14 protein-coding genes and 1 pseudogene are annotated in these 19752 nt (G+C 41.4%); 3 read left to right on the top strand and 12 right to left on the bottom strand.

All coding sequences use genetic code 11. From position 1 onward, the window contains the following. Positions 1 to 75: 75 nt before the first annotated feature. Both ACY8D0_RS01825 and ACY8D0_RS01820 read right to left on the bottom strand, forming a co-directional pair. On the bottom strand, positions 76 to 4185 hold the full coding sequence (locus ACY8D0_RS01825; RefSeq protein ID WP_462409922.1) for a DUF4350 domain-containing protein: 4110 nt from the start codon (positions 4183 to 4185) through the stop codon (positions 76 to 78). Positions 4186 to 4959: 774 nt separating this feature from the next. Continuing rightward, positions 4960 to 5355, bottom strand: a pseudogene (locus ACY8D0_RS01820) (lamin tail domain-containing protein); the annotation flags it as partial. A 206-nt stretch (positions 5356 to 5561) separates the two neighbouring features. Here ACY8D0_RS01820 and ACY8D0_RS01815 point away from each other — a divergent pair. Then, a complete protein-coding gene (locus ACY8D0_RS01815; RefSeq protein WP_462408805.1) occupies positions 5562 to 6698 on the top strand; it encodes a HupE/UreJ family protein in 1137 nt (378 codons plus the stop codon). Between the two features lie 45 nt (positions 6699 to 6743). Here the strand turns inward: ACY8D0_RS01815 and aroD are convergent, their stop codons facing one another. The 9 genes from aroD to ACY8D0_RS01770 form a co-directional block, all read right to left on the bottom strand. After that, complete coding sequence (aroD, locus tag ACY8D0_RS01810; RefSeq protein ID WP_462408804.1) at positions 6744 to 7508, bottom strand: type I 3-dehydroquinate dehydratase; 765 nt, start codon at positions 7506 to 7508, stop codon at positions 6744 to 6746. 27 nt (positions 7509 to 7535) lie between these two features. After that, positions 7536 to 8015 (bottom strand): shikimate kinase, encoded by a 480-nt coding sequence (locus tag ACY8D0_RS01805; RefSeq protein ID WP_462409921.1) that lies wholly within the window; start codon positions 8013 to 8015, stop codon positions 7536 to 7538. Between the two features lie 337 nt (positions 8016 to 8352). Further along, a complete protein-coding gene (locus ACY8D0_RS01800) occupies positions 8353 to 9252 on the bottom strand; it encodes an ABC transporter permease (RefSeq protein WP_462408803.1) in 900 nt (299 codons plus the stop codon). A 13-nt stretch (positions 9253 to 9265) separates the two neighbouring features. Continuing rightward, positions 9266 to 10273 carry an ABC transporter permease gene (locus ACY8D0_RS01795; protein ID WP_462408802.1) on the bottom strand — a complete coding sequence of 336 codons (1008 nt, stop codon included), beginning with the start codon at positions 10271 to 10273 and terminating at the stop codon, positions 9266 to 9268. Positions 10274 to 10355: 82 nt separating this feature from the next. After that, positions 10356 to 11969 carry an ABC transporter substrate-binding protein gene (locus tag ACY8D0_RS01790; protein WP_462408801.1) on the bottom strand — a complete coding sequence of 538 codons (1614 nt, stop codon included), beginning with the start codon at positions 11967 to 11969 and terminating at the stop codon, positions 10356 to 10358. Positions 11970 to 12019: 50 nt separating this feature from the next. Then, positions 12020 to 12988 (bottom strand): ABC transporter ATP-binding protein, encoded by a 969-nt coding sequence (locus ACY8D0_RS01785; RefSeq protein ID WP_462408800.1) that lies wholly within the window; start codon positions 12986 to 12988, stop codon positions 12020 to 12022. Then, a complete protein-coding gene (locus tag ACY8D0_RS01780) occupies positions 12969 to 13982 on the bottom strand; it encodes an ABC transporter ATP-binding protein (protein WP_462408799.1) in 1014 nt (337 codons plus the stop codon). Before ACY8D0_RS01780 ends, ACY8D0_RS01785 begins: the two co-directional genes overlap by 20 nt. A 194-nt stretch (positions 13983 to 14176) precedes the next feature. After that, positions 14177 to 15496 (bottom strand): PAS domain-containing protein, encoded by a 1320-nt coding sequence (locus ACY8D0_RS01775; RefSeq protein WP_462408798.1) that lies wholly within the window; start codon positions 15494 to 15496, stop codon positions 14177 to 14179. Positions 15497 to 15690: 194 nt separating this feature from the next. After that, the gene (locus tag ACY8D0_RS01770; protein ID WP_462408797.1) at positions 15691 to 16458 is read right to left on the bottom strand and encodes a MerR family transcriptional regulator; all 768 of its coding nucleotides are present in this window, start codon (positions 16456 to 16458) and stop codon (positions 15691 to 15693) included. 158 nt (positions 16459 to 16616) lie between these two features. On the opposite strand from ACY8D0_RS01770, the gene ACY8D0_RS01765 reads away from it, so the two are divergent. Next, a complete protein-coding gene (locus ACY8D0_RS01765; protein ID WP_462408796.1) occupies positions 16617 to 16994 on the top strand; it encodes a DoxX family protein in 378 nt (125 codons plus the stop codon). A gap of 205 nt (positions 16995 to 17199) precedes the next feature. Next, positions 17200 to 18696, top strand: coding sequence for a peptide MFS transporter (locus tag ACY8D0_RS01760; RefSeq protein WP_462408795.1), 1497 nt, complete (start codon positions 17200 to 17202; stop codon positions 18694 to 18696). A gap of 126 nt (positions 18697 to 18822) precedes the next feature. Here the strand turns inward: ACY8D0_RS01760 and ACY8D0_RS01755 are convergent, their stop codons facing one another. After that, on the bottom strand, positions 18823 to 19608 hold the full coding sequence (locus ACY8D0_RS01755; RefSeq protein WP_462408794.1) for an arginase family protein: 786 nt from the start codon (positions 19606 to 19608) through the stop codon (positions 18823 to 18825). Between the last annotated feature and the right edge of the window lie 144 nt (positions 19609 to 19752).

Raw genomic sequence — 19752 nt, 5'->3', positions numbered from 1 at the left:
ATGCATTAAACATAATAAAAAACCTGGTTCCCATAAAGCCGTTTTTGCTTCTATGAGAACCAGGTCTCTTTTGATTTATTTTCCGGAATTACCCTTCGGTACAAACACAGTTGTCTTACCTTCAGCAGTATTTCCGGCCTTGTCTGTTGCTAAATACGTAATGGTGTATGTCCGTCCATTACCGTAGCCGTTTCTTTCGGCACGCAGGCTAAATAATGTATCCAACGTTCCATACTCTGCATTTTGGATATCATTTGAACTTGCATTTTCTTCATTAATCTCTATTGCTTTTAATACCACCGACTCTATCCCTGATGTATCATCGTTATCCTTTACCAGGGCGTTAATATCGACCATCTTATGATTTGGAACTTGCAGAACAGGTTGGTCAACAGAAACATCGATTGTCGGAGCAGTTTTATCAAGCTTGACTACAACTGACTTTGCTTGCTCAGTGTTCCCCTCTGCATCCTTACTCTGATATTCTATCTTATATTGGCCATCTTCGGTCAACTCTATAGTATCGGAATAGTCAGTCCAATCACCACTGTTGATTCGGTATTGCGTATTTTGGACGCCAGACATATCATCACTGGCAGTGAGTTTCACAGACACATCTGAAGTATACCAGCCATTTTTTCCAGTTGGCTCACCAGGATTTACAGCTGCCGTAGTAACTGGTGCTTTAACATCAAGCTTAACCAGCTCTTTTGTATTTCTAACCCGGATTCGGTCGCCTTGTCCAAAGGAGCCAGATAGACCAACTGCCTGCAGTGTATCCCCAATCTTTAAGTCAGGAACCGGTCCACTTTGGTTAACAATATAACCGTCAGTGAAGACTAGTATGTCACCAGTACCGTCATTAATGTAATAGGAGTTAGCGTCGAATTTCGAAACAACTTCTCCTTGTACCTTAACAAGCAGCCCTTTGTTTGCTTCTGATTTCGCTTCCCCAGTTTGGACTACTGCAGGCTCTACTGGATCACCACTTCCTAGTTTGATGACATCTTGGTCAAACTTACTGAATTCTAATTCTTTGTTATTTTCAAAGGTTTTTAGATGACCGTAAATCCGTACCCTGTCACCTTCTTTTAATGACCCCTCAGGAACTTCGTTGAAGGCCATAATTCCTCCTGTTTCATCCTGTACATAGAAGGCATCGAAGAAAACCCCGGCAGCCGTGGTGACTGTTCCTTCTACCACTACTTCCGTATCATCCGCCAATTTGCGGGCATTAGCAATGTTGGTAATCGTTGTTCCACGATCTGCGAGCCAATTAACAGCGTTAAGGGCTACTTCGTCATTACCTTTCGGGTTGAAGGACTCATCCAATTGCTTGTCATTCATGAAGTTCATACCGGAAACCACGATGTGTCCTTTTCCTATGGTCTCGGAAGCAATCGCTGGAATGGCTGAACCACCGTGATCATCAGAAACATCATCGTATACATAGCCTTGTTTTACACTATTTTGGTAAGTGGTTTCATTGCCGCTAGCTATGATAGTAACGGTATCACTATCAGTTAATGGCTGGTGCCCTACTTTTTCTAAGCTTGCACCGCTGTAATACTCGATGGTATCGGCACGGTCAGTAATATAATTTTCAACTGGTTTCACATGCAGTCGTACTGCAAATTTCGATTTCAACGGATCACTCCAGAAGTTTCCTTCCTTTGTGTCATCGAATATCCCATCATTGTTAATTTGAATGGTCGAACCCATTTGCTCCAGCAAGTCATTGTTGACGGTGGAAGTATTGTTATAATTACTCTTATCTGTCAGGAACAATGAACCGCCGTTTTTAACAAAATTGGCCACTGCATCATTTTCTGCTTGAGTTAAATCTACCTCTGGATGGGTCATAACCAGAACTCTTACACCTTTTAAAACCTCATCTGTCAATGGCAGTTGGTTTTCTACTACTGTATATCCTTCACGTTGTACCAGCTTGGTAAAGGCAGTGAAGTTATTTTTGTAGGTGCCAGGGTCAGTAGATGTATTCTCATTCTTATGAGCCGCATCAATCATGACCGTTTTACCAAGCGATTCTTTAATATTTACTTGCTTGGCAAACTTGTTATCTTCTGGACTGTCCCCTTGCGGTGTATTCATAACTGCAATGAGAGTGTGTTGTCCTGCAATCGGTTTATCCCAGACAACACTGGCTTTGCCAACACCTTTAGGAGCCAGCTTGTCAATCTTGCCAGTTCCGATTAAATTGCTGTCTTTTACCTCATCATAATAGAATTTGACATTTAGATTCGTAAGCTCGGTTTTTCCAAGGTTGCTAATCCCTGCTTCAAGCGTTGCAGGATTTCCGGAAACAATGGCATCTCCCGCAACTTCTAAACCGCTGACCCGTACATCAATATCCTGCTCTTTTGTCCAAATTGGCGACGAATAGATTTGCTCTCCGTCCATCTGAGTGATTTTCACAACAAACCATTGCTGGCCGCCTGTTACAGTAACGGAAGGATTCCATGTGAATCCTGTTTTCATTGGCTGAATTGAATCAACCACTTTGTTGCCATTTGTAATTAATTCTACTTTATCAATGCGGTCATCGGACTTATAGTCATCTGAAAGGAAATTGTATTCAGTAATAGCATTGGATTCAGCTACTGAATCAGATCCTTTGATGTCAAATTGCAAAGATTTGCTGTCAATAATGGAACCCATATATTGGCCATTTGCCTTAACATCCAGCTCAAAGTTAGGATCTTCTTCCATATAAACCCGCATGTTTTGCATCGAATGCAATAAGGATTCCTGTTTTAAGTCTTTAGAAACGATAACTGTTCTGTTTAAGGTTTGTCCCCATGTCCCTTCATGGTTGTCCTCGCCGTAAGTTGGGGCAACATGCCATCCTAAATCCAGCGCACTGAAGTATTTCTTTTCGGCGTTGGCATACTCATAATGACCGGAACCATTCCCTACTTCAAACATCGTAAACAGCTTGTCTACATTTTGATCGTATGGCATAAAGTTATTAAATGCGTTGGTAGACATATCTGGATGGTTGAATTGTGCCGTGATATTATCATAGGTCAATACCCATGCATAATACTGATTCAAATCCTGATACTTGCCATTGTTGATTTTGCGATCAATAAAGTTATCGGTACCAAACACGTTTGAGTGTCCCCATGTGGTTGAAGTCATCTCAAATGCTGGGAATACCACAAAGTCATCATTTGTATACTGCTTGGCCAAATTCTTTGTAGTCTGCCAGTCGGATCCGCCTGTTCTTTCCGGCATGCCGTTATGATCGACGGTATCCTTGCCAGCCAAATCAGCATCAATATCGTGTGAATGGTCCGAGAAAGCAAACCAATCATAACCATGTGCTATACCTGCTTTTAGTGCATCCTCTGGTGTACCTGCACCATCATGAGAGATGTTTGTATGGTTATGGGTTGTGCCGCGATAATGATTTCCACCCGTAAAAGGCTCTGATACTTCAAACGACCAATTGGCTGTACCGAGATTTCCTTTTGTGTCCCACGCTTCTACAACAACAGTATGCTTGCCGTAAGACAACGGACTGTCTAAGGTAAGTTGTACTTGCTGTTCCGAAACAATGGCTTTTTGGTGGACTTCCTCGTTATCCAGCTTAATAGATAGTTTTGATTCGTCTAGACCGCTTGGCTCATCTACCAAAAAGCTGATTTCCGGCAAGGTTGTTTCAACGATTGAGTTATTCGCTGGTTGGAACCCGTTCAACACCGGTGCAAATGTGTCAGCTGTAACTTGAACGCTGTATGGCTGTTCAGCCGTTCCTGCTGTTTTGGTTTCAGACTTATTAACTGCTTTAATATAATACTCAAGACCATTTTGCGGTACTGAAGCGGTTGGTAAAACAGCGGTGTACTGGTTTTGTTCCCCTTTACTCATTTCTAATGAGCTATAGAATGATGCTCCTTTTTCACGATAATAAACTGTGACGGTATCTGCACCCTCTGCAGTGACTTTAAATCTGGCGTTATTGCCCGTATAAACTGTAGTTAACGGGTCATGAGATAAAGACAAAGCAAAGTATTCAGTAATATCTTGATCATTGCGCGGGAATATCTGATAGCCCGTATCAAACGGAGACGTGGAATCATACTGACCAGCAATCCCAGTGATAACATATGAGCTGCCTACTTTTAATATGTTGGCCGTGTCAATGCCAGTAGTCGTCATGACCCTTACCGTTGTTGCTTTCCCGCTATCTTCAAGGGTGACGTTGTAGCCTCCGCCCGATGCAGTGGCCGGTACGTCAGTGACTTTACCTTGAACGGTTACCAGCATGCCTTCTTTTGGCTCTGCGGTTGCATAGTTATTTAGTTGAGCAATAGATATATCCTTCGGAGTAATGGAGTCTCCTTCGCCTTTTACTTCCACAGAAGTCGGCTTAATCTCTGTTAAGCCGCGGTAAAATTCAACGGTTCCGGTTATTCTCACCTTTTGGCCAACCGTGACTTCCTGGCTGCTGTCGAAAATATTTATGCCGCCAGTTGCGTCTTGGATATAATAAGTTTTTGAACCGATAATATTGTTAGCAACCGTAACCGTCCCCTCAACGGTTACTGTCTGACCCTTCAGTTCCGGTTCCCCGTTCTCATTATTTGCCCGAACATCCTTCAAAAGAGTGACTCCCTCTTCCGGAGGTGCAGGCGGCTCCTCGATTTTAGGCTCAATTTCAGAGGATGTATTCTGAGGATTTGGGTCTGCCACTACGAAATCAGTGGAATTGTCATCAGTATCCCAGCCATTACCTTTTCCTGCTCCTTCAGCGGATGTGGGATTTGAACTATCGTTTGCTTTTCTTTCGATACTTTTAGAACTTGAAGGCGCTGGTGCCGCTTTCGTCTCATTCTCATTTGCGGTACCAAAACCTACAAAATCTATTACTGCTGGGTCTGCTTTTGTTGCGATACGTGCTGTTCCATTAACGAGTGCAACCTTGCCAGTTGTAGCACTTAAATTCATTCCTGTTCCGGTATCATCAGCAGATATAGGAAGATCTGCTCCGGCCGAACCACCCGATGCTGCTTTAATCAGGTAATAACCATGTGCTTTTATAGTGTTTGTCAAATTAATTTGACTACTATAGGTAGATCCTGTCGCAGATCCATACTGTACTGACCAACCCGTAAGGTTAATATCCTCATCTGTCGGGTTATACAATTCTATGAAGTCATTTTTGTAAACAGCCCCCCCGTTGCCTCCACCGCCGTACACTTCGCTAATCACAACATTTCCTAACGAAGCTGCTTTCACTGGAGATGCTAAATTTGGCAGAAGTGTACCGCCAACCAATAAGGCCGTTAAAGCTAAACTGCTGTACTTTTTTACCCGTCTTTTCGTCATATTTCTCCCCCTTTTATATAACGAAGTACTAAATTGTCAAACACCTTAAATTTACCATAAAATTAGTAGATTTAGAATTTTATTTTTATTAATATAGTAAATTTTGTGTAAATTTACCTTACAAAGATAATTAAGAAAATTTATTTCCTCTTAACAGAAAACCTTTATAATAGTATTTGAATTGGACGGCTAGGGGGACACATCGAATGAAAAAATCTTATCTATGGAAAATTTATACTATATTAATTATCGCCTTACTATGTTTGCCAAAATCCAGCTCTGCTCATGCATTAAGCGCCGCTTATACGACAATAAACATCACAGATAAACAAACGGAGCTTTATTATTCCATCGACACCCTTTCTGTCATTGAGGGCGCCGGAGGGGATAAAAACGAAGATGGAACTTTAAGTAAAGAAGAACTAAAAGATCTAGAATTTAGATTACAAGAATGGGTTGAGGATAGTGTAGTTCTTGAGGTCGACGGAAAGCAGCAAGAATCGAAACTAAATAAAATAACCCTGGAACAAAAGGGTGATCAAGAAATGGTGACCCTTCAATTTATATACCCAGCTTTTCAGGTGGGTCAAACCATCAAACTTCTAGACGGCATTTTTTATGAAGGGCAAAATACCAGCAGTTATAACAACTTTCTGGCAGTTAATTATGGAGACCAAGTCAGTGAAGCAGTCTTACATGGTAAAAACCGTGAATGGGCCATGCTGTTGGCAGAAACTCAGCAACAGCAGCAACCTGGCGATGAATCAACTCAAGAGGCGCCTCCAGCCAAACAAACGAATACATCATGGCTCTCATTTTTAACATTGGGTATGGAACATATATTGACCGGCTACGACCATTTACTTTTTCTATTCGCGTTACTGATTAGAAAGCAGACCGTAAAGCAGTATATCGCTACAATCACTGCCTTTACAATCGCCCACAGCATAACGTTAACATTATCTGTTCTTGGAATTGTTGAATTACCATCAAAGTTTGTTGAGTCTATTATTGCGTTAAGTATTTGTTATGTAGCCATAGAGAATATCTTCAGGAAAGAAATAAAATTCAGGTGGTTGATTACATTTCTGTTTGGTTTAATTCACGGACTTGGATTTGCTAGTATATTAAAAGAAATGAATCTCCCTAAATCAGACTTAGCCATTGCGCTATTCAACTTTAATGTGGGCATTGAATTAATTCAATTGTTGATTGTCTTAATCTTGGTACCAATCTTATTCAAACTGCAAACAATAAAAAAATATCGGGGCTATGTCAATTACGGTTCAGCTATTATCTTTGTTTTAGGAGCCATTTGGCTTGTACAGCGATTGTTTAGCTAATATATAATGAAAAAACCTTGCTGATTCTGCAGCAAGGTTTTTTCATTATATATTTTCATGTAAGATTTCAATTATTTGTCGAACTTCCTGAACTGTCAGCTGCCCTGGGGCTGATGCCGCTTTTGCCGCAGCAAAAGTAACCGCAGATCCAAAAGTTTCACCACTTAACCGGCTAATGGTTCCCTTTCCGCCCATAGAAATGGTAATAAATGGCCGGTCGGCATGTTCTTCAGCCATTGTCTTGCTAGCGTCCAATAAGGTAAGAACATCTCCAACACTAGTAGGCATTATCGCTATTTTTGGAATATCCCCACCCAATTCCTGAGCTTTCCGCAACCGAGAGACGATTTCCTCTTTTGAAGGTGTTTTGGCAAAGTCATGGTTAGAAATGATAACAAACATTCCACGTTGATGTGCCGATTCCAGAAGTGTTTTAACATCGTGTTCATCGTTAAATAATTCCACATCGATGAAATCAGCCAGTCCTGTTTCTACTACAGATTCGTTTAAATCGAAATAAAACTCTTTACTAATTTCCCGATTTCCGCCTTCAGATGCACTTCTAAACGTAAAAATAATGGGCACATCTACAAGAATCCCGCGGATTACCTCAAGTGCCTTTCTTACGGAAGCGACATCCTCTACCTGATCAAAAAAGTCAGCCCGCCACTCTACTAGATCTAAATCCAGTGTTTTTAGCAAAACGGCTTCTTCCATTAAATCTTGCAATGTCTTGCCTACGAGTGGGACGCATATTTTGGGAATTCCCTCACCAATCGTGACACCTTTTACTGATACTGTTCTTTTCACTTTTTTTCCCCCGTCCATGTCTATTTTCTATTGTAAGGGTAGTTTATCTATGATTAAATCAGCAACCTCTTCAGGATATTTCCCATCAGTGTTAATCTTAATATGATGATGGGCATACATCCCTTGTCTACTATTATAAAGGTCTTCCATTTCCTTTAGAGACTTATTTTGCAAAATGGGGCGTGTATCCTTTAACAATGAAACTCTATCTTTCCAGAAATCAAATGAGATATCTAAATATATGACAAGGCAATTTGATAAACATACCTTTCTTATTTCTTCCTGAAGGAATGCTCCACCGCCAAGCGATAAAACACGGTTCTTTTCCCGACATAAATTCGTGATGGTCTCTTTTTCCCTTTCCCTAAATACCGCTTCTCCGTATTCTTTAAAAATCTGGGAAACCGGCAATCCAAATTCTTTTTCAATAGTAACATCCGTATCAATGAACTCACGATTCAGTTTTTCTGCTACTATCTGCCCAACTGTAGTCTTTCCTGCACCCATAAACCCGATAAATACAAGATTTTTGTCAGTTATATTTTTCAATGTTTTACCACCCACTAATTACTTCTATCAAAGTATAAAATAAGATAGATTAATATTATAATAATAGTTCCGTTAAGTAAATATTCTGCAAAATCTACCCAAAAGTTAGAGTGTTGGAACCATTACATTTATTGAAACCACAGTAGCTATTTGAGATGGCTACCCCTCTGAACTTTTCCTTGTATCCACAGTCGTTAATAGCCTCGATTGGCTCTTGACTATCGGATCTTATACTAATTTCTTCGCATGAATAAAAGCACCGCAAACTGCGATGCTAAATGTAATCTAACTATTCTTAATGCTTCATTTTGGGATCCAGCACATCCCTCAACCCGTCCCCCATCAGGTTGAAGCCCAGCACAGTCAGCATAATCGCCATCCCTGGAAAAAACAGTGTCCATGGGGCCTGCATCAGATAATTTTTTGAATCCGACAGCATTTTCCCCCATTCAGGCGTAGGTGCCTGGGCACCCATCCCGAGAAAGCCGAGGGCTGCCGCTTCAATGATCGCTGTCGCAATCGCTAATGTCGCCTGGACAATGACCGGAGAAATACTGTTTGGCAAAATATGCCGCAGTAAAATTCGAGAATCCTTCATTCCAATTGCCTGGGCGGCCATAATATATTCTTCCTGTTTTACACTTAGCACCTTTGACCGGACAAGCCGTCCAAAGTTCGGAATATTTACGACTGCGATGGCGATAAGGGCATTCTCCAAAGATGGCCCTAAGATAGCCACTACCGCAATGGCGAGCAGGATACTAGGAAAAGCCAGCATAATATCAAAAATCCGGGAGATGATGGCGTCTACCCAACGGCCATAGTATCCTGCCACAATCCCCAGCATGGTTCCAATAATCACTGAACCTAATACAGAAAAAAACCCTACCCATAAAGAGATTCTTGCCCCGTAAATCACCCTTGAAAAAATATCACGCCCGAAGTCGTCGGTCCCAAACCAATGCTTGCTTGATGGCGCCTGCATCCGCTCCGTTAATACCTGCCCTTTAAAACTATACGGGGCAATGACAGGAGCGATAATGGCAAGCAGGATAAAAAACATAACAATCACTAAACCAACTACAGCCAAGCGGTTCTTATAAAATGATTGCCATGCTTCCCTCCATGGTGATATCGCGGTTTCTTCAGGGGGAATCGCTGATAAATCGGCTGCGTTTTTTGCCAATTCCGCCATGGTAATCTCTCCTTTATTTCGTGTATTTGATGCGGGGATCGACGAACACATATAAAAGGTCCACGATTAAATTAATGAATACAAAAATGGCGGCAATCACCAAAATGCCGGATTGAATAACCGGGTAATCCCTATAGGCAATGGCATCATATAAATAACGCCCAATTCCCGGCCAGCCAAAAATCGTTTCGGTTAAAATGGCCCCGCCCAATAACAATCCTGTCTGAAGACCGATGACAGTCAGAACAGGAATAACCGCATTTTTTAAGGAATGTTTATAGACCACCCAGAACATGCCTAACCCTTTAGCCCGTGCTGTCCGGATGTAATCGGAATTCATGACCTCAAGCATTGTGGCACGCGTCATTCTTGCGATAATGGCCATTGGAATGGTTGCCAAGGCCAAACTTGGCATTATCAAATGCTGAAGAACTGTTACAAATTGATCAAATCTGCCTTGGAGTAGTGTATCGAATAAGTATAGGTTGGTTATGGCCGCGACGGGGTCTCGGACATTCTCCCGTCCTGTGGTCGGCAGCCAGCCCAATTCAATTGAGAATACCCACTGCTCCATTAAGCCAAGCCAAAAAATAGGCATGGATACCCCGATTAATGCCAGCACCATGGCCAAATAGTCAAACCAAGACTTTGAGAACCAAGCGCTGATAATTCCCGCATTGACCCCGATAAAAATCGCAATCAGCATCGCTGCTAGGGTCAGTTCCATTGTGGCGGCCAAAAATGGCCAGATTTCCTGATTAATCGGCCCTCTTGTCCGAAGGGATGTCCCTAGGTCACCATGGAGCAGCGAATTAATATAATCAAAATATTGTATGTACCATGGCTTGTCCAAACCTAATTGTCTGGTCACTTCGGCAATTGCTTCTTTCGTGGCTCTTTGCCCAAGAATCATCTGTGCAGGGTTACCGGGAATCGCATGGATAATGGCAAAAACTACAAGTGTCATACCAATCAGGACTGGAACTAACGATAAAATACGACGGGCAGTATATGCAAACAACCTTCTCACCCCTTTCTTTTGATAAAAGAAACGATCCTGTTAACAAATGGGGAGGCAAAGGCTTCCTCCCCATCAATCTTACTTATTTAAACTCCACTTTTGTCACTGCTTCCGATCCTGTTGGATGCGGCACATAATTGATAACGTCCTTGGATGCTGCCAATAATGGAATTGAGTGGACTAGCGGCACCCATGGAGCATCTTCTTTGATGATTTCTTGGGCTTTCTTGTATAACTCGATACGTTTTGCCTCTTCTGTTTCGGTTTGCGCCTGAATCAGGATATCATGCAGCTCATCACTGCTGTAATAAGAGTAGTTGTTGCTTCCAATGCTGTCTTTGTCGAGCAGGGTATACAAGAAGTTGTCAGCATCACCGTTATCTCCTGTCCAACCCATCATAAACATATCAAACTCGCCTTTACGGGCTTTATCTAAATAGGTAGCCCATTCCACGGATTTGATATTGGCTTTGACACCAATTTTGCTTAGGTTTTCCTGAATAACTTCAGCCACTTTTTGGGCCTCCGGCATGTATGGACGCGCAACAGGCATGGCCCATAAATCGATTTCAAAGCCTTTTTCGTATCCGGCTTCTTTCAACAAGGCTTTTGCTTTTTCAAGGTCAAATGGATAATCCTTAATCGAATCGTTATAACCCTTGATACTTGGCGGCATTGGGTTAACGGCAGGCTGGGCCTTTCCTCCATAGAAGGCATCAATGAGCGCCTTCTTATCAATGGCATAATTCATTGCCTGACGGACCAATTTGTTATCAAATGGTTTACGGGTCGTTGTCAAGCCGATGTACCCAACATTCATGGAAGGCCGCTCAATTACTTGAAGTTTATTATTAGCCTTGACCGTTGCTTCGTCTGAGTTGTTCAAGCCATCCATAATGTCTATTTCCCCGTTGGCCAAGGCATTAAGGCGGGCTGTGTTTTCCGGAATCACCCGGAAAATGACTTTGTTTAACTTTGGAAGTCCCTTTTGCCAATAGTCAGGGTTCTTTTCAAGCGTAATGGTATCATTTTGTTTCCATTCCACGAATTTAAATGGACCTGTTCCGACAGGATGACTCCGGAAATCATCACCATATTTTTCAACTGCGGCAGGGCTGGCCATCCCAAATGGAGACATGGCCAAGTTCTTTAAGAACGGAGCCTGCGGCCGTTTCAAAACAAATTGGACGGTATTTTGATCCACTGCTTTAACCTCTTTAATCACATGGCCCTCGTCACTCTTATAGCCGCCAAACATGGTATAATACGGGAATTTATCTTCGTCGCCATTCATCCAGCGCTCGAAGTTAAAAACAACCGCTTCGGCATTGAAATCAGTGCCGTCATGGAATTTTACGCCTTGGCGCAAATGGAAGGTGTACGTTAAACCATCATCACTGACTTCCCACTTTTCAGCTAATCCCGGCTGTATCGTTGTATCTTTTTCCCCATAAGAAACAAGTGTATCAAAAATATTTTCAGTGACCTTAAATGCTTCTCCCTCAGTTGTGGTAATCGGATCGAGAGAGGTGGAGTCACCGCCGCGCCCGTAAACAAGCGTATCCTTTTTCGAGCTGCTTCCACTCCCCGAATCTGTACCGCCGCTGGTTTCTTTCGTTTTGCCGGTGCAGCCGGCTAACAACATGCTAATAGCCAATAAAGCAATCAACGCCATTTTAAATGACTTCTTCCTCATAGCCGTTCAAATACCCCCTAATATTTTTTTATTATCATAAATGCAGCCTGTTATTGGTTATATAAGTGACAGGCTACATAATGACCATGGAGATTATGTTCCGCTGGCCTTTGTGTTTTGCAAATTTCCATGCACTCCTTGCATCTGGTATGAAAGGCACAGCCTGATGGAGGATTTGCCGGGCTCGGCAGCTCCCCTTCAATCAAACTGGTTTGTCTTTTCAAATCCGGGTCCGGCACCGGCACGGCAGAAAGCAATGCTTTAGTATAGGGATGCTTCGGATTTTCATAGAGCTCTTCACTGTCTGCCAATTCTATTAATCTACCTAAGTACATCACACCGACACGGTCACTGATATGACGGACAACCCCCAAATCGTGGGCGATGAATATGTAGGTAAGCCCGAACTCCTTTTGAATATCCTTCATTAAATTGAGAACCTGTGCCTGAATGGAAACATCCAATGCGGACACCGGCTCATCAGCAATGATTAACTTGGGCTTGGTCATTAAGGCGCGAGCGATCCCAATCCGCTGGCGCTGGCCGCCGCTGAATTGGTGCGGATACCTTTTGGCATGGTAGCTGCTTAACCCCACCACCTCAAGCATTTCCTTTACCCTTTTTTTACGCTCTTCTTTTGTTCCCATCCCGTGAACAATTAGGGGCTCTTCCAAAATTTGTTCGACAGAGTTCCTCGGGTTCAGTGAAGCGTAGGGGTCTTGGAACACCATTTGGATGTCGCGGCGGATTTTTCTTAATTCTGATTTGGTCATTTGGGTGATTTCTTTATCCTCAAACATAATCCGTCCGTCACTTGCCTCTATTAAACGCATTAATAAACGACCAGTAGTCGACTTCCCGCAGCCGCTTTCTCCGACAATCCCTAAGGTTTCCCCCTTTTTCAGGTAAAAGGATACATCATCAACCGCCTTAACATCGCCTAGTTTTCTTCCAAAAACTCCGCCAGTGATAGGAAAATATTTTTTCAACCCGTTAACTTCAAGAAGTAACTCCGACATTCCGGTCACTCCCCTCTTTCGTTGTATAGAGGAAACAACGCACTTCATGTCCGTCTTTTTCCGATTTATATAATTCCGGAGATTCCATCTGGCATTGGCCAAAGACCTCTTGGCATCTGGGTGCAAACCGGCAGCCACTCTTAACAGAGCCGGGAAGTGGAACGGTTCCCGGAATGCTATAAAGCCGATCCTTTTTTTCTCTTAAATCCGGTACTGACCTAAGCAGCCCCTTTGTATATGGATGCTGCGGGTCCTTTAGAATTTTCCTTACATCCCCTTGTTCAACAATTTGACCAGCATACATAACAACCACGCGCTGGCAAATCTCTGCCACAACGCCTAAGTCGTGAGTGATAAGAATAATAGAAGTTTTTGTTTTATGGTTTAAATCCTTCATCAACGCCAATATCTGGGCTTGAATGGTCACATCCAGTGCCGTGGTGGGCTCGTCTGCAATCAGTACCCGTGGATTGCAGGCCATGGCCATGGCGATCATCACTCTCTGCCTCATCCCTCCGGACAATTGGTGCGGATACTCTTTCAAAATACCCTCTGCCCTTGGAATGCCAACCAATTTCAATAAATCAAGGCTTCGTTTTTTCCCTTCGCTCTTCGGTAAGGCTGTATGCAACCGAATGGCTTCCATCAACTGGTTCCCAATGGTAAACAACGGGTTTAAAGAAGTCATGGGTTCCTGGAATATCATTGAAATTTGATTTCCGCGAATTTTCCTCCACTCTTTCTCTGAAAGCTTTGTTAAGTCATTTCCTTCAAATTGAATTTCACCCTTTTCGACTTTTCCTGGAGGTGAGGGAATCAATCCCATTGCCGCAAGTGATGTAACACTCTTGCCGCTTCCGGATTCACCTACAATTCCAAGAATCTCACCCTCGTTTAAGTGAAAACTTACTCCATCAACAGCGGGTAAAAATTCTTTTCCAGATAGAAACGATACTTTTAGGTCATTTATTTGTAGAATAGGTTTTTTACTCACTTTTACACCTACTTTAATGGTTGTCATGATTCCTGGCACAATTAAATCAGATAATAGAATTGAATTTTACGACTATTATGACATACAATTAAATGGTTATTCTGTCATAATTTGTAAATATTATAAAAAACTTCAAAAAAAATATGCCTGACCCCTATTACAAGGGGGCCAGGCATCAATGTTTTTTCACTATATCAATAAATTTGATAGTTGTTTCTTCCTTTATTCTTCGCCTTATAGAGGGCCGTATCTGCACGTTTTAGAATGGTCTTCTCATCTAGATCATAATCTGAATAGTATGCTATACCAATACTAGTAGTGATATACAAAGAGGAATCTCCGATTCGCCATTCAGGCTTCATTGATAGGGCAATCCTTTTCGCAATATCAATGACATCCTTTTGCGTTTGTAAATCGGGAATAAGAATGACAAATTCGTCGCCGCCTAACCTGGCAAGCGTGTCATGCTTTCTTATGGACTTTTTTACTCGGATAGCAAATTCTTTAAGCAATTCATCTCCGATATCATGGCCTTTGGTATCATTGATCATTTTAAACTTATCAATATCAAGATATAACACCGCAAAAGGTTTCAGTTTTTCCTTTGCCACCGTTATTTGTTCGGACAGCTTTTCATAGAAGTAAGCCCGATTCGGCAATCCGGTTAAATAATCACAATGGGCGATTTTCTTAAGCTCCTCTTCATACTTTTTCCTTTCTGTTATATCTTTATAGACCGCCACTCCTCCTTCCCATGCTCCTTCGGTATCATATAACGGGGCGTAGGAGGCCAAAACATGGATGGTTTTACCTTCCTTTGTGACCCGCTCGGCTTCATGGGACGGAATTTTTTCTCCTCTTTTTAATTTGTTGATGATATTCTGCAAATCTTCTTTGCTATCTTTAGGTATGATACTTATATTTTCGTCGTGTAAAATTTCTTCTTTTGTCCAGCCAAAAATTTGTTCAAACGATTGGTTGACGCCCAAAAAATTTTCTTTTGTGTCAAAAAAGTACATGGCATCCGCGACACTGTTCCACAACAAATCTATACGGTCCCGCACTCGTTTTAATTCGTTCTCTTTCTGTTTTCGTGCCGTTATATCCCTGACAATGGCCAATAGATGGGTACAGGCACCATCCTGATTGAGAACCGGCGTTATGATGGATTCCCAATATTTATATGGCAGATAGAGATTATTTCCACTTGGGTTATCCCCTCTTGTTACTTCAACTTTATCGACATAAGTAATCGGTTCTTTCTTTTTTAATGCTTCTATGTAGTTAGCTTTTATTGTTTCGTATATGTCTCTTGGCAAAATCCCTCCTAGGGGAGTCCCCATCATAGCGTCATTCAGCCCCCATAGCTCTTTCGCAGGCTTATTTGCCAAAACATAACTAAACTCGTAATCCTCTTCAACCTTTGTAAGGAATACTAAATCAGAAATCATATTGAAAAGTTTAAAAAATATATCTAATTGGTTGAGTTCTGAAGAAATGAATGTATTTGTCATATTCGATAGCCTTTCCAAGTTTGCGATTATTACCTAAATATACCTCCCCATAAATTATAAAGGTTTACGTTTTTAAGATAAATCGCTTTAAACAGAAAATAACAAAATCACAACCATAGTCTCAAGATTATAAAGCGTAAAAATCTATCCCCCATAAAGAAGGATAGATTTTTTGAATCCAGCGGATTACTGGTTTATTTACTTTTTTCCCCTGTGTAAATCAAGATAGCATCTCTTAAAAATTCCGCCGTTCCCTGCTGTTCCTTGTCATAGTATGCTTTAAATCTTTCATCATCCACATACATCTGGGCAAGGCCCGCATGCGCTTCTTTGCTGTATTGGCCCCAGTAGAATGTCAGCCACCGCTTATGAAGCTCGGCCGCTTTTTGTGCCAGTTCCCCTGCAGGGTCGCCTGTCTTAAAGGCCCCAGCCAACGTTTGGGTAATTTGCTCAGCTAATCCGGTTACCTCATCATATTGCTCCTGGGTCATATTCATCAGTTGGGCATTCGATTTCTCGACTGTCTCCGTGCCGTATTTATCACGAATCTCCTTACCATATTTTTTCTCATTGTCTTCAATCATTTTTTTCTTAAAACCCTCAAACTTTTCTCTATTTGACATGGTGATTCTCCCTTCCTCATGAGCGATTGTTTTTTCAACGTTTGCAATCAGTAAATCCAATTGCTGCCGTTTTTCGAGGAGTTTTTGACGGTGATTTCTGAGCGTTTTGGCACCGTCAAATGATGGATTGGCCACGATGCTTTTAATCTGATCCAGGCTGACCCCCAGTTCCCGGTAGAAAAGAATCTGCTGCAGGCGGTTCACTTCTTTTTGACCATAGATGCGATAACCGGATGAATTGGTTCTTGCCGGCTTAAGAATGCCAATTTCATCATAATAACGCAATGTCCTGGTGCTGACCCCTGCTAGATGCGCCAGCTTTTGAATTGTATATTCCACCAAAGTCACCTCCTCATACCACTACGATACACCTTTACGTAACGTCAAAGTCAATTACAAGAAAAGCCCATTTTTTTATTTTTTAAATCATTGAAATATCCAAATGAATTTATGTAATGGATTGTCCCACTTCTTGCATAAAGTTTTATAAAGGGGGAATGGACAACTTGCACACTTCGTTTTCTGCTTTTAAACTGATTCGTTATGCCGTTGCCTACGTCTTCATCACTTCGGGATTAATGAAGCTATTGAACTCCGAAATGGCCGGAAACTTTCTAAGTTTGGGACTGCCCTATCCTCAAATTATGCTGCATCTTGTAATTATTTTGGAAATCGGCTGCGGCATCATGATTTTGCTGAATAAGTCGGTAAAAAGTGCGGTAATCCCCTTAATGGCGATAATGACAGCGGCCCTAGTCCTAACAAAGCTCCCCGCATTGCAAACTGGCATTTTGCAGTTTTGCTTTAATGCCCGATTAGACCTTACCCTATTCGTGTTATTAATCATTTTGTATCGGGGATATCACTACCAATAACTGAAAGAAGTCTTTCAACAACTTGTTGAGGGACTTTTATTTTTATAATTTTAACAATATTTTATTATTCAGAAATAACTTTTATTATTAATTTTTTCAGAAAAAACCTCATATTTTTCCTTGATAATTGCTTTATTTCCAAAATTAGTTTTTGACAAGCAAAAGTCAGAAAAGTATTATAGTATAACAAAAGGAGGTTGTTACATTGTCTCAATTAAATAGACAGAAAATTGTAGAAAGTGTACCTCAGACGGGTTTCTTTGGTCACCCGAAGGGGTTGCTTACACTATTCTTTACTGAATTCTGGGAGCGTTTCTCCTATTATGGAATGAGAGCTATCCTTGTTTACTATATGTACTATAGTGTAACCAAGGGTGGTTTGGGAATGGACCAAACCTTGGCGCTTTCCATTATGTCAATATATGGTTCCCTTGTTTATATGTCTGGTATCATTGGCGGCTGGTTTGCTGACCGCATCTTCGGTACATCCAAAGCTGTCTTCTTCGGCGGTATTTTAATCATGCTCGGCCATATCGCTCTTGCGATTCCTGGAAGCATTGCCTTTTTCTTCGTTTCCATGGTATTGATTGTGTTAGGGACTGGGTTATTAAAGCCTAACGTATCCACTATTGTCGGTGAGATGTATGCTGAAAACGATAATCGCCGTGATGCAGGATTTAGTATTTATTACATGGGGATTAACCTTGGTGCATTCTTATCTCCACTAATTGTTGGTTCTAAAGCAATCATGAACACAAGTTTCCATTTAGGCTTCAGTATTGCTGCTGTCGGTATGTTCCTCGGACTTGTTGTTTTCCTCTTGACTAAAAAGAAAAACCTTGGTCTTGCAGGAACGACTATAGCAAATCCGCTTGCTCCTGCTGAAAAGAAAAAAATAATTACTTATTTTATTATTGCTATTCTGATAATTGCTATTATTTGTTTCTTTACGATTCCAAATGGAACCTTAACATTTGAAAGATTTATCAATCTGGTTAGTATCTTGGGAATTTTAATTCCTACCATCTATTTTATCCGCATGTATCACAGCCCAAAAACAACTTCTGATGAACGTTCACGTGTCATTGCCTATATACCGTTGTTTATTGCTGCTGTTATGTTCTGGGCCATTCAAGAGCAAGGTTCAACCATTCTTGCCAACTATGCGGACAAGAGAACGCAATTGGATTTTGCCGGCATCCATATTTCCCCGGCATGGTTCCAATCCCTTAACCCATTATTCATCATCACATTGGCTCCGATCTTTGGATTATTGTGGGTAAAATTAGGTAAGCGCGAACCATCCATTCCGCAAAAGTTCTCATTGGGATTATTATTCGCAGGTTTATCCTTTATGGTAATTTTATTGCCAGCTTATTTTGGCGGTTCTGATTCATTGGTGAACCCATTATGGCTAGTATTAAGTTATTTAATCTGTGTGCTTGGGGAGTTATGTTTATCCCCTGTTGGATTGTCGGCAACCACAAAACTGGCCCCAGCAGCCTTCTCCGCTCAAACCATGAGCCTATGGTTCTTGGCCAGCGCTGCTGCCCAAGCGTTAAATGCACAAATGGTTAAATTCTATACACCTGAAACCGAAATGAATTATTTTGGAGTCATTGGCGGGGCATCCATTGTTCTCGGAATCGTGTTAATGATTATTGCTCCAAAAATTCAGGGATTAATGAAAGGTATCCGCTAAACAAGATAACCATTCACTAATAAATATCCTCAAAAAAGTGCCTCTCCATTATGGTAGAGGCACTTTTTTTGGAGATTTCAGGTTTAGGTGATATCTCTTGACCTTCAGACAAATGTTTCCTTGAGATTATGCGCCCCTGATTTCTTGAAGTTTCGTATGGAGACTTGCCTGTAAGATTTTTATATTCGCCATTTCATTTTTTTGGACCATGGCTTGATATTCCGGCAAAAAGGCGTGTACGGGGGATAAACGGGCTTCGCCGCAAACATCGATTCCTTCCACCTGTTTTTCGCCTGCCAGCCATTCTAGGTAATGGGTTAATCCATCAAGTTTCATGGACCCTTGATCCCAATTAGTTACAGCCTCAGAGGTATTGAGGACATCTTTATCGATGCTGATATAGATATGTTTCGTTTGTATGACGGATAGGATAGAATGGATGGAATATTGGTGTCTGCCCTTAAACGGATAAAAAATGACTTGAGGATGATTGGTGTTTGCAGTAATGTTGGTTGTAGGGCCGATGATGACAACCTTTTGCAGTAAAGGTATTTCCTTAAGGGCATAAGACACCCATGACCCGCATGAAAGCAAATCTTGCTCGTGGCTCTGTTCTGTTCCCAGATCAGGATGATTATCAAACAATAGTAAGGTGAAGGGGTTGGTGATTTCTTTTAATAATAAGTAGGTTACATAATGATAGTTTCCGCTGCCGATAAACGTAATCCCTTTTTGTTTCCTCTCATGCAGCCTCTTGGTTAATGTTTGTAAGGACTCTTCCTCACAGTACAAGTTCACATGATTCAAATTCCTGAGATCTATGTTCTCATGCTGATAATTTTGGAGCCTTCTTTGTGAAAAATATGTTTCATCAAAATGCAGGATACTAATTCCATTTCTTAATAACCCCATTTCTTTCATCTCCCAATAACATAGCTTATTATAAGATTTTCATAGGTTACTAATAATTTCATTATACCACTCTGATACACAGCTTTCCTTGAATCAAATTTGCTAATAAAAAGAAGCCTCGCCAGCTATGGGCAAGACTCTTTT

Source organism: Neobacillus camarae (genome assembly GCF_054950115.1).
Note: the sequence above shows the minus strand (reverse complement) of the source record. Positions and strands in the feature narration are given on the sequence as shown.